At 45.0% G+C, this 12,295-nt stretch carries 16 protein-coding genes and 2 pseudogenes; 12 read left to right on the plus strand and 6 right to left on the minus strand.

Features of this window, described 5'->3' with window-relative positions:
- Nucleotides 1-536: 536 nt before the first annotated feature.
- The 6 genes and pseudogenes from PPOP_RS06560 to PPOP_RS20140 all read left to right on the plus strand — a co-directional run.
- Entirely contained in the window at nt 537-1,037 is a 501-nt protein-coding gene (locus PPOP_RS06560; protein ID WP_042227658.1) for a hypothetical protein, read from the plus strand.
- Nucleotides 1,015-2,226: an MFS transporter gene (locus PPOP_RS20130; RefSeq protein ID WP_006285351.1), complete on the plus strand. Its 1,212-nt coding sequence runs from the start codon at nt 1,015-1,017 to the stop codon at nt 2,224-2,226. Before PPOP_RS06560 ends, PPOP_RS20130 begins: the two co-directional genes overlap by 23 nt.
- Nucleotide 2,227: 1 nt before the next feature.
- Nucleotides 2,228-2,383, plus strand: coding sequence for a hypothetical protein (locus PPOP_RS22585; protein ID WP_006285352.1), 156 nt, complete (start codon nt 2,228-2,230; stop codon nt 2,381-2,383).
- Nucleotides 2,384-2,591: 208 nt separating this feature from the next.
- Nucleotides 2,592-2,891 (plus strand): multinuclear nonheme iron-dependent oxidase, encoded by a 300-nt coding sequence (locus PPOP_RS25780; protein WP_234399705.1) that lies wholly within the window; start codon nt 2,592-2,594, stop codon nt 2,889-2,891.
- A pseudogene (locus PPOP_RS20135) lies at nt 2,888-3,154 on the plus strand (IS21 family transposase); the annotation flags it as partial. The gene PPOP_RS25780 and the pseudogene PPOP_RS20135, both read left to right, overlap by 4 nt.
- A 22-nt stretch (nt 3,155-3,176) precedes the next feature.
- Nucleotides 3,177-3,459 (plus strand): annotated as a pseudogene (locus tag PPOP_RS20140) (ATP-binding protein); the annotation flags it as partial.
- Here the strand turns inward: PPOP_RS20140 and PPOP_RS06575 are convergent.
- Nucleotides 3,456-3,701, minus strand: coding sequence for a NifU family protein (locus PPOP_RS06575; protein ID WP_006285354.1), 246 nt, complete (start codon nt 3,699-3,701; stop codon nt 3,456-3,458). The pseudogene PPOP_RS20140 and the gene PPOP_RS06575 overlap by 4 nt on opposite strands.
- 92 nt (nt 3,702-3,793) lie before the next feature.
- Between PPOP_RS06575 and PPOP_RS06580 the strand changes: the two genes are divergently transcribed.
- Complete coding sequence (locus tag PPOP_RS06580; RefSeq protein ID WP_042227662.1) at nt 3,794-4,033, plus strand: YuzB family protein; 240 nt, start codon at nt 3,794-3,796, stop codon at nt 4,031-4,033.
- 43 nt (nt 4,034-4,076) lie between these two features.
- Here PPOP_RS06580 and PPOP_RS06585 read toward each other — a convergent pair whose 3' ends face one another.
- Nucleotides 4,077-5,150, minus strand: a complete 1,074-nt coding sequence (locus PPOP_RS06585) for an NAD(P)/FAD-dependent oxidoreductase (RefSeq protein ID WP_006285356.1) — start codon at nt 5,148-5,150, stop codon at nt 4,077-4,079.
- A 176-nt stretch (nt 5,151-5,326) separates the two neighbouring features.
- Nucleotides 5,327-6,433, minus strand: a complete 1,107-nt coding sequence (gene mqnE, locus PPOP_RS06590; protein WP_006285357.1) for an aminofutalosine synthase MqnE — start codon at nt 6,431-6,433, stop codon at nt 5,327-5,329.
- A 400-nt stretch (nt 6,434-6,833) separates the two neighbouring features.
- On the opposite strand from mqnE, the gene PPOP_RS06595 reads away from it, so the two are divergent.
- From PPOP_RS06595 to PPOP_RS06600, 3 genes are all read left to right on the plus strand, one after another.
- Nucleotides 6,834-7,193, plus strand: coding sequence for a HesB/IscA family protein (locus tag PPOP_RS06595; protein WP_006285358.1), 360 nt, complete (start codon nt 6,834-6,836; stop codon nt 7,191-7,193).
- Nucleotides 7,194-7,421: 228 nt separating this feature from the next.
- Nucleotides 7,422-7,682, plus strand: coding sequence for a hypothetical protein (locus tag PPOP_RS25415; protein ID WP_306304717.1), 261 nt, complete (start codon nt 7,422-7,424; stop codon nt 7,680-7,682).
- The gene (locus PPOP_RS06600) at nt 7,679-8,269 is read left to right on the plus strand and encodes a tyrosine-type recombinase/integrase (protein ID WP_306304718.1); all 591 of its coding nucleotides are present in this window, start codon (nt 7,679-7,681) and stop codon (nt 8,267-8,269) included. Before PPOP_RS25415 ends, PPOP_RS06600 begins: the two co-directional genes overlap by 4 nt.
- A gap of 1,195 nt (nt 8,270-9,464) precedes the next feature.
- Here PPOP_RS06600 and PPOP_RS06605 read toward each other — a convergent pair.
- Entirely contained in the window at nt 9,465-10,181 is a 717-nt protein-coding gene (locus PPOP_RS06605; protein WP_006285361.1) for a DUF3102 domain-containing protein, read from the minus strand.
- Between the two features lie 587 nt (nt 10,182-10,768).
- The gene (locus tag PPOP_RS06610; protein ID WP_006285362.1) at nt 10,769-11,038 is read right to left on the minus strand and encodes a hypothetical protein; all 270 of its coding nucleotides are present in this window, start codon (nt 11,036-11,038) and stop codon (nt 10,769-10,771) included.
- 84 nt (nt 11,039-11,122) lie between these two features.
- Between PPOP_RS06610 and PPOP_RS20150 the strand changes: the two genes are divergently transcribed.
- Both PPOP_RS20150 and PPOP_RS23890 read left to right on the plus strand, forming a co-directional pair.
- On the plus strand, nt 11,123-11,329 hold the full coding sequence (locus PPOP_RS20150; RefSeq protein WP_234399702.1) for a helix-turn-helix domain-containing protein: 207 nt from the start codon (nt 11,123-11,125) through the stop codon (nt 11,327-11,329).
- A gap of 83 nt (nt 11,330-11,412) precedes the next feature.
- Nucleotides 11,413-11,562, plus strand: a complete 150-nt coding sequence (locus tag PPOP_RS23890) for a hypothetical protein (protein WP_006285363.1) — start codon at nt 11,413-11,415, stop codon at nt 11,560-11,562.
- Between the two features lie 488 nt (nt 11,563-12,050).
- Here PPOP_RS23890 and PPOP_RS21725 read toward each other — a convergent pair.
- Nucleotides 12,051-12,295 (minus strand): IS3 family transposase (locus PPOP_RS21725; protein ID WP_006285364.1); only part of this gene is annotated, 245 nt, incomplete at its 5' end.

Raw genomic sequence — 12,295 nt, forward strand, 5'->3', positions numbered from 1 at the left:
TATCAAGTTATTTATCCCGCTTCCTCGCTATAGTAGATGGCTAATGTCTGCCTCGTAGAAAAATAGTCAATCTGTACTTCAGAGTATGAAACCGCTGTCAATCGTTCTCCTTGCGGGCTGTTTCAATTTCTGAAATTCTCTCATAGGCGGAAGGGGTTATGAAACGAACATTCTGCCTTTACCGACACTGTAGAGTGAAGGATTTTTATCCCAAAAAAGGTTATATATTGCATTTCTCTAAAGCGTCTAGTATAATCACTTTACACAAGGAGGTGATCATATGAAAAAGAAAGCGACAGTTAAAATAAACACACGTATAGGCTGCACATGTTACAAATATTGCAATAATTAAGGTTTTAAAGATAAAGGCAGGTCTTCCCGTCTTTATCTCTATAATAAAGAGGTGAAAATTCACATGAACTATATAACAACTATTCGTTTTCTAAATAGAATTGCAATTAGTCAAGAATCGTACTACTGAAATTTTTCAAAGTATCTCACGTATAGTAAACAATGACTGGGCAAGTATATGCGAATTGTTTTTCAAAGATAAGCCACGTCTTAATTTAATTGATGATACAGATTTTATTCATTTTATTGATTTTCTTGAAAAAAAATTTCTTGAATTCCCCTACATAAGAAATATTGCGGTTACAGATTGGATAATTAGTACAATTTCCTATAATGATTACAAGTTCATTACTACAAAACATGAATACACGATTGATGAGGTTATTCAGTCGAATAAACTTCTCGATATTCATTTTGTGAAAAAGAATGACTCTTATCATTTATTCACAAAAAATAAATCTTCAAATGAAATAGAAATCTATTCTCTTCCTGAAATTTCATATCTTTGGATCGATGAATTTTACGAATGTTCAAATATACAAACAGCTAAAGAAAACATACTTTCACCAAAAGTGTGGCCATTGGAGGAAGTGGCACAATTAAACGAAACAATTGACGATCTTATTGCTATGAACTTATTGAGTCTAGAAAGGGTATACCAATATGATGGTAGATCAATCAAATAATTCTACCACTAGAAAGTTAAGAAGCTTAATTCGTATTTCTGTAATTGATATTTTTGGTACTGCAATCACTTGGACAGGTTTACCCGTGTTCGCATATAGCCTCACACACTCATCTATTTACACGAGTGCTTTATTTGTAACTTCAAGTCTTGCTAGCATTATATCCGCACTATTTAGTGGATACTATGTTGATAGATATTCTTGGAAAAAGGTTTCATTTACTGCAACCACTATTAATGCTTTCATTTTACTTTTACTTTTTTATTTTATTGAAAATAATACGTTTGGGGTTATTTTCCCTTTGATGATTGTATCCCAGTGTTTAGGATCCTTTGCAAATGCAGGACTAGATTTATGGTTTAATACGATTTCTAATCATCTTGAACGAGATATTAGTTCTAAAAACATTTGGAATATGACGGCTAAAACTATAGGTTTCACAATGGGACCTATTTTGTTTGTGTGGTTAGGTGCTTTTACACTATTCGTTGATGCTATTAGTTTTTTCATCGCTTCGTTTTTCATTTTACGATTGAGTTTAGACGTTCAAGTAAAGAAAAACCCAACTGAAGGATTGTTTAGAGCGTTGAAATCTTCAGTAAGCAATGTTTTTACAAGTCACAATCTACGGACATTATTTTATGTAGCATGTGTAAACGGAGCAATGATTCCTGTATTAATTAGCCAATCTGTCTTCATCTTACAAGAGAACTTTGAAGCTTCTTCGTATGTTATCTCTATGTTCTGGTTAGTAGGAGGAGTTGGAATGGTATTTTCTAACTATATACTTGCTACAACCAGAGTATTTTCGTTATCAAATAAAATGTTAATTATGATAAGCACACTAACATCTAGCGGTGGATTCGTATTGATGATTTCATCCACCCACTGGATTACATACATCTTAGGTTTTATGTTCATCACATTAGGTAATCCTATTATTTTTAATCTTATGAGGGTAATGGTCTTTCATGAAGCACGAAATGAAATGAAAGGAAAGGTATCAGCAATCATTAATTCATCGGTTGAAATTAGTACTTTGATTTTTTTGGCGTTTTCATGGAGTTTGCTGGATTTAGGAACTGATTATTTTCTAGGCTCTTTAATTGTTCTATCACTAATAAGATTATTAATGTTCTTCAAAATTTTACAAAAATTAAGACTACAATCTGTTGATAAGGAGAATTAGTATGTCTATTGAACTCGGATTAAGTTTTCGTCCTCAATTTTCAAATTCGATCTCTGATTTAAAAGGTTTAATTAATTTTGTGGAGATAATACCTGAACGGTACTTTTTTGGTAAAAATAAAGAAGAACTAACACAATTGGCAGAAAGAATTGCATGAGCTAAGTATTAAGGAACAATATTTAAATATTATCGAAAACTATAATGTTAACTGCTTCACCGATCATCTTGCAATAAGCAAAATTGATGGAATCGATCTGGAAAATTTCATGCCAGTTCATTATGGACTAGAATCATTCGAAATAATTAAAAAGAACATCGCAAAAATTGGTTTTTGGAATATGCTACTAGACAACACAGAAGCGGGAATGTTGTTAGATATTACAAACTTATACATTAACAGTGTTAATTTTAAATATAATGCTTGTAACTTTTTCGACAACCTGCCCAAAGATAAAATCAATGTTGTTCATATTTCTGGTTTCAAAAATGAGCCTGGATTTTTGATTGACTCTCACTCCGAACCACTTAATAAAGAAGTATTAGCGTTATTAAATTATGTACTTAAGAAGGCACCGGTAGAAAAGGTTATTCTCGAAAGAGACCTTAATTTAGAATCCCTAAATGATGTAAGAAACGATCTGGAGATAGTTAAATCAATGGTGTAGATCGTCGTACAATTCAGAAATATCTAGACGGATTTACTCGAAAAAGATCAAGGGACAAGGGTTCAAAAATTGATGAGTATTATGAGATCATCGCTGTACTTTTATCCACAGAAAGCAAACAAGTCTTTTATTACAAACGTGTACTTTGGCAGTACTTAACGGATAATCATGGACCCCAATGTTCAGCGTCTGCTTTTTGTGCCTATTTGGCTAGAAAGCCGGAGTTCGAAGCTTACTTTAAGCAGGGCAAACGCCTTCCGTCACCACAGGGAACGGTTCGGTTCGATTGAAACAGAAGATGCCCAGCTGTTTTTTCAGCTTATTGATCTACGGTACGAGAAGCGAAGCACCCTATTCACGACAAATGTAAATTTCAGGGCATGGGATGAAGTATTTTCGTGAACCGAAGTTAGCCAATGCCATCTTAGATCGCATTCTACATCACGCAATAGTTGTTACCATTGTAGGCGAATCCTCTCGATTGAAGAATCACAATCGGTACAAAAAAGGATACCGCCAGCCGCTTCAGGCCGGTGGCATCCCTTGTTCTTTCCGGGAAGGCAATTAGAACACTTGAACGACTTCCGTAATGCCTTCCACTTCTTCTACCAATGCGCGTTCAATGCCCGCTTTGAGGGTAATTGTGGAGCTTGGGCAACTGCCGCATGCACCCATCAGGCGCAATTTGACAATACCGTCCTCGACATCGACCAATTCGACATCCCCGCCGTCACGCTGCAGGAACGGACGCAATTTATCCAGCACTTCCAGCACTTCATCATACATGCTGTTCTGTGTTTGTTCACTCATCTTTCGCCAACTCCTTTCATCCATTGCTCCTTTTATTATATTATAAAGCTATTCGAAATCAAAGGCACTCCATGAAAGCGGGGGAAATTTCTATGCGTCCGATCATTGAATTATGCGTGAATAACATGCATCAGGGGACGGAGCAATTGATGAAGCGGCTTGCCGCTCTTCCGGATGTCGATGTGATCGAATACGGCTGCCTCGGCAATTGTGGAGAGTGCTTCCTGTTCCCTTATGCGTTCGTGAACGGGGAGATTGTGGCCGCGGAGACCGCGGAGCAATTATATGAAGTGATTATGGAGAAAGTTATGGAAATCAAAGCATGGGAGTAGCCGGATGCCGATTGACGCTGCTGCTCCCATTTTTATACCAGGGTTATCCGAAATGCTGCTTAGACATCCATAGCACGCCGCTCTTAATGACGCGCGGAACGTAGCCGACCATCGTGCGCTTGCCAAGCAAGCCGAAGCCTGCCTTCTTGCCGAGGGAGCCAAGCACGCCTTTGAGCTTGATCTTGCCCAGATTCGGCGTCTCGTTCTTCCAGATCGCCTTGATCACATCGGCAATCTGCTCTCCCTGGGCTCCGGCCGCTTGCGCGCTCGGGGAGAATGGCAAGCTGGCGCAGTCGCCGACGACAAATACGTTCGGATAATCCGGAATCTGGTGGTACGCATTCAGCAGCACGCGCCCTTGCGGATCTTTGGGCACCTGAAGCGCCCGGACGACATCCACCGGCTGGATGCCGGCGGTCCACACCGTAGCGTGAGACCCTATTTCCTCTTCTTGGTCTTCCGTCCGGTTATAAATGACGCCCTTGTCCAGCCGGCTGACGTGAACATGTGAGCGGAGTTCCACGTCATGCTCTTGGAACCATTCGGACACATAGCGGGACAGCCTCTCCGGGAAGGCCGACAGCACCCGGCCGCCCCGATCCAGTATCCGGATGTTCAGATCGGGACGGCTCTCTCTTAATTCCGCCGCCGTCTCAACCCCGCTTAGTCCGCCCCCGACGATGTTGACCTGCCCGTAAGGCTTGACGTCGTTCAAGCGTCGATACGTCTGTCTCGTGCTGGAGAGCGATTGAATGCTGCAGCCGAACCGATCTGCGCCAGGGATCCCATGGAACTTATCCGTGCAGCCGAGGCCAATCGCCAAATAATCGTATGCCACCGCCACATCATGCTCGAAATGAATGAGCCGGTTGTCCAAATCGATGACTTGGACATTGCCGTAATGAAGATGAACGCGCGGATCGGTCGGAAAGGACACGCGAATATCAATATCCGGAACCGTCCCGGCCGCCAGCGCGTAGTACTCGGTCTTCAATCCCTGGTAGGGCATGCGATCAATCAATACAAGCTGTACGTCGGAGGGCAACTCGCCCTCTAACAACCGTTGAATAATGGCCAGTCCTCCGTAACCGCCACCTAATATGACGTATCGTTTCATCCGTTCGACTTCCTCCTATGATGCCGGAATAATAGATAAAGTGCCGCCATTGACAGCGACTACGTCGTATGGTCCTCTCTAGAGAACGGGTTGCTCGTGCACGGATGCCTGACTTATTCTATTCTTAGTCTCTGTTCCTATCTCCACAAATCGAAGCTTGGCCTGCCATCCCTAGGCTATTCGTATACCTTCACTTCATTGTAGAAGGTGTCGCGCTCTACCGGAATGCGGCCTGCGCCCTTTACGAGCCAGATCAGCTCGTCGCGCGTCAATCCTTCCGGCGTCAGTGCGCCTGCGGCATGGCTGATCCGTTCCTTGACGATCGTGCCGTGCACGTCGGAGGCGCCGAAGGTCAGCGCGACCTGGGTCAGCTGCGTGCCGATGTTGATGAAGTACGCCTTAATATGCTGGATATTGTCCAGCATGAGACGGCTGACCGCGATCGTCTTCAAGTCCTCGTACGCGGAGTTACGCCGCTTGATGCTTGCTTTCGGACTCTTCGGCTGCATCGAGAGCGGAATGAACACCTGGAATCCGTTCGTCTCGTCCTGCAATTCGCGAATCTTCATCATGTGGCCCACCCGATCCTCATGCGATTCGATTGCGCCATAGAGCATCGTGGTATGCGTCTTCATACCCAACTGGTGCGCCGTGCGGTGCACCTCCAGATATCGGTCGACGCCGGCCTTCTCCACGCGCATCTTCTTGCGGTATTCATCCGACAGAATCTCTGCGCCGCCCCCCGTCAGCGACTTCAGACCGGCGTCCATCAGTTGGCGCAGCACTTCTGCCACGCTCAAGCCGCTGATGCGGGTGAAGAAGTCGATTTCGGCAGCCGTATATGCTTTGAGCGTGACTTGCGGATATTTCTCCTTCAGTACACGCAAGGAATCGACATAGTATTGGAACGGCACATGCGGGTTATGGCCGCCGACGATGTGGAATTCCCTTACGCCCGGATGGATGTGCTGGTCGACATAATCGATCATTTCCTGCCCCGACAGCGTGTATGATCCTTCTTGTCCCTGATCTTTGCGGAAATTGCAGAAGGCGCAGTGCGCTTCACAGATGTTGGTAAAGTAGAGAGACATATTCTCGATGAAGTATACTTTCTTGCAATTCTTACGCAAATTAGCGAGATTCGCTAATTGGCCCAAGGTCAACAAGTCGTCCGTCTCATACAAATATACACCGTCTTCCAGCGTCAAGCGTTCCCCACGCTCGACCTTGTCCACTATTTCGGCCATGCGGGTATCCGCATGATGGGCGATGATCGTTGTCATACACAGGCCTCCTTCTCATTCATCTGCTCCTGTCCGTCACTGGCATCCGGCTGCGGGCATCTCATTCGGCACTTTCGCGAATGCAGGAGCATCGCATCAGATCCGAGCGGCCGGTTGCCGTCAGGCGTGCGGTACATGGCCGCCTGGCCTGGCAGAGCCGTCGTGCGCCAGCTGGAGGGCCGGCGTCATCCATTTCCGAACAAAATAAAAACTCCTCGGCGAAATGTAGATTCCGTCGGAGGATCCGGTGAATCATATCACAGTTTACGTAGTTACCTTCATTATACTCTTGGCTTCCTGATGGGGCAATACATGACACCGGATAGCGGGGACGGGGGCTCCCTTCTCTTGTAACGATGCGGCGGGGTGGGTATACTTAATCCTACAAGGAGGGATTAGCATGATTACAATCAGCGATCAGGCGATGGAGAAAATAGAGGAAATGATAGCCCAGGAGGAGAATCCGGCTGTGTTCCTGCGCATCGGCGTGCATGCTGGCGGCTGCAGTGGCTTCTCTTACGGCATGGGGCTGGACGATCAGGAGAGCGCCGATGATGTGCATATGACGTTCGGCCTGGTGAAGGTCGTCATCGACAAAGAGAGCATCCCTTTCTTGAACGGACTCGTTATTGACTATAAGGAATCGGGAATGTCCGGCGGCTTCACGATCGACAACCCGAACGCCATCGCCACCTGTGGCTGCGGCGCGAGCTTCCGCACAGCACTTGCGGAGGGCAAGGCGGAGAAGTGTGATGACTGAAGCCGTGTCGTTGAGCGGTTTTTGAGACGTTGATATCTTTTCGTTAGCATTTGTGGGAGTCATGCGAAAGCATGTTCGGTACTGTTAATAACATGCGAAAATTGCGTGTTATCAATCCCGATGATGAACAATAACAACCCTAATTTACGCGAGTTAGGATTGTTAATTCCGGCCTCTTTAATGGTTAATATTGAAAATTATACCATTAGGGAGGTTTTTATTTTGTCGTTGAAAAAGCGGAAAAAGCGAATTGTTATCGATGAGGTGACCTATGCCGAACTTACACTCGATCAGGCGTTGGATTTGGTCGTCAGCGCCAAACGAGCCGAAGGACTTCGCGACAGGACGTTGAAAGATTACGCGAAGGATTACGGTTACTTCCTAAAGTGGTTGAAGGAGCACCATCCAGACATCGAGTATGTACACGAATTATCCCCGTCTATTTTCCGCGACCATATTAATTGGATGAGCGGCAGGACGTCGATTTGACAAATTGTCTAAGCGATGAAGAAATAAAGGTAATTCTTGCGCAGATAAATCAGCGCGAGTATGTTGGCTTTCGGGACTATGTCGCAATCGTACTGATGCACGACTGCGGATTGCGCGTCTCCGAATTATTGAGTTTACGAGCAGCAGACATCGACTTCCAGACACGATTCATTACATTACCGGGGGAGCGAAACAAAAACCGAAATCCGCGCCTTGTACCTATATCCAATCACGCGGTTAAACTGTTATTGCAGCTAATAGGCGAGAGTAAGAAGCACTTCTCTACTGACCGCATATTTATTTCGGTAAACGGCGAACCGCTAACGGATAACAACTATAATAAGCGGTTGAAATTTTACGGGGAAAAGGCTGGAATCACCGGTAAAAAGATGACAGCGCATGTGTACCGACATACGTGGGCGCGGAATATGATACTTAACGGCTGCGACCCGTTCACACTTCAAAAGATGGGCGGATGGAAGGACATTCGAACCATGCGGAGATACATCCAAATGGATACGAGTGACATGCGCAAAAGCCATGATAACTATTCGCCAGTGAATACGCTCATTAAGAAACGACCATAATTCGATGCCCTGCCGGAATTGGCGGGGCTATTAACATCTACATCACAACGCAATCCATCCAATATGACAACGTTGTCAACTCGTTCTTGTCCTCGCTTTCTCCGTCTTCTTCCGTTGTGTTTCACTGTGAATTTCTCGCGTTCTTCTGCAAGGAGCTTCTTTCGCAAAGCTCTCGAAAACTTTTACGTTCACAATTCGATTGGTAAGCTTGTCGAACCTCGAAATCTCGCGGCTAAACGTTGATATAACGGGGTTTATGGGGTGCGAATAGGTGTACGTTGCTTAACGTCTTGGGATACAAAAGGATACGAAATGGGTGACGATAGGTAACGCATTTCTCGCTTATTATCGGCTAGACCGCGTGAACCGAACGGCCCTCCGAAAACTCACGGGGGTGGCCGCATCGCCTCCGATATTTATGCATAAATTGTGCATAAACGATGTATATTCGCGAGTCAGCCGGACACTATCGGACATATGCGCGAGTCCTAATCGTTGAAAACGCATAACGACGCGGGTTGCGGGCGTTGGGTGTCCGGTTATATATGTTCAATAAAAGTTATCTTTTAGACTATAGTTACATTAACGCAATAAAGCATCCCCTAGGCCACCCCGAATAGGTTCAAATTCTGCCAGAACAACGCGAGCGACCGTCTCGCAAATTCCTCGCATAATCCGTACGCTTATCGTCAATTCTACGCCGTTCTAGGCGCTCTAATCCGGAGCATGACCTTTTATGCCTCTGGGTATGTAAAGCCGCTAATTGCCGTAAATACCACAAATGGCGTACCACTTGTATAATAATAGTAGCTGCATGCGGCATAGTCGCTGCAAAGGCCGGATGTAGGCGCGAAGTATCATCGGAGAATAAGCGCGAGTCAGCCGGTTAATTGCTTGCGTATTAACGTTGCATTAACGCGGTGCTGGTAGCACATCGGAAATGCAAAGAATGAAAAGCAGATCGGCTCCGCCGAGCCTGCGCGGCTACCGCCGCTCGGCCATGTACTAATGCATACATTCCTCGCGCAGAAATACATACGCGAGGAATGTATGGGTATGGTATAATACAATACATACGTCAGCTTCGGAATATAACATAACATTAAGAAGGTAAGACTTTGGAGAACTGCATTCGAAAACGCTATATATAGTAGAAAATGGAGAAAACGAGAGATAATAAACGATATGTGGTGTTTTAATTCGGTGACATCGTGTTCCCAAAAAGCAGGGTATTTCTTCGATTTTGTTCCGGAAAGGCAGTGTATTTTTGTTCAATGTGCCAAGCTCCGTACTTTGTCTCATCTCGCTCACTTTCCGCCTCTTCAAGTCTTCGCTCCACTTCGTCAATCCGCGACTGTACATTCGCAGGAATAACCTCGCGAACTTGATAAACTGGCTTTTCGATAACAATCGGTTCTGGCTGCGGCTGAGATTCGATAGACTCTAACGTCTCGCGGACAAGTTCGTAATCTTGCTCGGCTTTCTGTGCGCGGGCTTCGGCTTCTTTTAACGCCTTTTTGACTTCGCGCAATTCCCGTACGGTCATATCATCTACCAATTTGATTTCGCCAGTTGACGGGATCGCGTGTGGTCGGGCGATTTGTTCATCAGTAAAATCAACCAAGTGTGCAAGTGCTGCAACACCTAAATCGAGCAGCGATGTTCGGTTTTCAAAACGGATGTAAATTCGTATAAATCGGTTTACGTGTTGTGGTGTCATTCCAATTTCCTCGCGACACCAGCGTTCCCATTCACCATGAACCAAGTCGTTCTCTTTCACGTGTTTCAACCTTCGCCCAATCTCGAAGATTGCCTCGCCAGCGATTCGCTTGTATGCGTTAATCTCCGCTGTGATGACGTGGATATCCGTTGATAATTCTTGCGGTTGATCTCGGTTTGTTATCGTCTTCATCGTCTCTCTCCTTTTACCCGGGGCTTGCCCAATTTTTTTAGATTCACTTGATATACACCGCGAAAATCTCCGTGCCCATAATCATATGGCACAACATCATACCCGGCGGCTACCGCTAACGGTACGCTTGCTTCCTCGATTAACACGTGAGGACGTTCGTTCCCATGTCCGCAGCACGAGCCATACGTTACGATTCCCATGTCGTTGATCCTCTGTACCTCGTCTGCGATGCAAGCGTCTACAGGTACGCGCGTCCTCCCTGAAGCAGGTCGCGGAGAATTTAAGGTCACAAGTTTTGTTGTTCCATAAGTGCACAATGTCTTCACTCCTTTGGCTATCGTCCCCTTTATCCTTTATTTACGAAATCCTACTGCTACAACCAATTCGCCAATTCCGCATAATCCAACGGAACCTCGCTTTCATAAGCTTGTCCCAATTCCGCCCACAGCCTCGATTACAGCATTGGCAGTACATGACGAACTGATAAGGAAAATGTGAAACAATAGAACGCGAACAAACAACAATCCGCCTACCCGATGAGCTTATGAAGGAACCCTCAAGCAGGAGGCGGAGCGGAAGGATATTATCTATATAATTTTCCTCAGTGCGGCTTCTTGATCGATTGAACGCCTAGATAATAGATCGAGGGTAACCTCATGTGCTTTTAGTGATTCATCCATACGTTGAATGGTTTCGCTTGTTGCGGCGACTTCATTATTAACCTCTGATACTGCTTGTTGGATCAAGGGGATGAGTTCAGTGTCTTTTTTAATACTGGTAATTTCGGCTTCAAGCTTCTGTTGTCCAGCTTCGAGTTTATCGAGCTTGTTCAAGATTTGTTGCAAAATTTGTTCCATCGACGTCATTCCTTTCTGGCATGTATTTACTCTCATTGTACAGGTCGAGTAGGGGACAAGCAATAGCCGTCAATTAGTGGCGGCGTGGATCATCGGAACGTCCAACGAGATAGTCAATGGATACGTCGAAGTAGTCGGCTAGGATTTGCAACAAAACTAGGTATCAAGTTACGGCAGTACCAGTACATCGAAAAAGGCACAAGACGCCCGTCATATGAGGTCTTGTGCGCATTTGAAAATCTGTTTGGAATGACTCATCGGGAACTTTTGGAGAAGATCGATGAGTTGTAACTCCATTGTAACAAGTGAAGTGGAAGGTAAGCAATAGGAAATGAGTTGAATAAGCCGGCGGGCTACGCAGGGAGGAGTGTCCAATGAGAACGTCAAAAACGTTAGCTATTAACAGCAATCTGAAGATTGTAAAACTGGAAGTCTGCCGTTTTAGAACGCTTTCCATGCTCGGATACTACAAGGTAAGCGGTTATGCATTCCGTCACCCAGAGCTTGGCTTCGTAAGCTTTTGACGGTGAAATACCGTACATCCCGCGCGGAGGCAAGCGCACATTGCAATCCATCCTGGTTGATGGCGGATTTATTACTTTCGACGGTATGCACTGGGTGCATGAGAAGAAGAGTCCACAAAACGCCTGACGAGTCCCGGACGGAACGGCGACCGCAGATTGATAGACGGCGGACTGTAGCCACTGATCGATACGGTGCATCTGCTTCTAGCTCGGAATGTACGGCAAATATTTTTCTGACGAGTTTGCAACGGTGAGCACTTTTTGCAAAAACGCCGTAGTAGCGCGTCTTCTCGGGAATTTCGGATATGCACGGTTAGACATCGAATAGTACGATTAGCAGCATTTTTGTGGGTAACATGGGGAACATGAAGCCCTGGCGCATTTGAAGTGAAGTGCCCCCTGTCAAGTAGACAGTGTAAAAAACAAAAAAATTAGTATATTTCCCTCAGTTCAATTTTTAACAGAGCTGAGGGGTTTATTTTCTTTTCTTATCCGTTATACAACTCGTCGATATCATTGGGTGACAAGCCATTTAAACGCCCTATATAGCGGTAATTGTTGTAGTAACGAACATCATTTCTTACGTCTTTGAGGACGTCTTCATAGGTATCGTGTTTCGTCAGATAAAAGCTTTCTGCCTTAAAAGTCTGGTGAAAAAGTCTGACCCTAATCGAACAAAGAGACGGAGTATGGTAAAATAATAGAAAATATCGTTTGAAAGTAGAGGAACCCC

This window comes from Paenibacillus popilliae ATCC 14706 (assembly GCF_000315235.1).
In the GTDB taxonomy this organism is placed as follows: domain Bacteria; phylum Bacillota; class Bacilli; order Paenibacillales; family Paenibacillaceae; genus Paenibacillus_B; species Paenibacillus_B popilliae.

Excerpts from the sequence above, each read along its gene's own strand:
- PPOP_RS20130 (WP_006285351.1), top strand. The coding sequence starts at position 1,015 with ATGATGGTAGATCAATCAAATAATTCTACCACTAGAAAGTTAAGAAGC.
- PPOP_RS22585 (WP_006285352.1), top strand. The coding sequence starts at position 2,228 with ATGTCTATTGAACTCGGATTAAGTTTTCGTCCTCAATTTTCAAATTCG.
- PPOP_RS25780 (WP_234399705.1), top strand. The coding sequence starts at position 2,592 with ATGTTGTTAGATATTACAAACTTATACATTAACAGTGTTAATTTTAAA.
- PPOP_RS06575 (WP_006285354.1), bottom strand. The coding sequence starts at position 3,701 with ATGAGTGAACAAACACAGAACAGCATGTATGATGAAGTGCTGGAAGTG.
- PPOP_RS06580 (WP_042227662.1), top strand. The coding sequence starts at position 3,794 with ATGCGTCCGATCATTGAATTATGCGTGAATAACATGCATCAGGGGACG.
- PPOP_RS06585 (WP_006285356.1), bottom strand. The coding sequence starts at position 5,150 with ATGAAACGATACGTCATATTAGGTGGCGGTTACGGAGGACTGGCCATT.
- mqnE (WP_006285357.1), bottom strand. The coding sequence starts at position 6,433 with ATGACAACGATCATCGCCCATCATGCGGATACCCGCATGGCCGAAATA.
- PPOP_RS06595 (WP_006285358.1), top strand. The coding sequence starts at position 6,834 with ATGATTACAATCAGCGATCAGGCGATGGAGAAAATAGAGGAAATGATA.
- PPOP_RS06605 (WP_006285361.1), bottom strand. The coding sequence starts at position 10,181 with ATGAAGACGATAACAAACCGAGATCAACCGCAAGAATTATCAACGGAT.
- PPOP_RS06610 (WP_006285362.1), bottom strand. The coding sequence starts at position 11,038 with ATGGAACAAATTTTGCAACAAATCTTGAACAAGCTCGATAAACTCGAA.
- PPOP_RS23890 (WP_006285363.1), top strand. The coding sequence starts at position 11,413 with ATGAGAACGTCAAAAACGTTAGCTATTAACAGCAATCTGAAGATTGTA.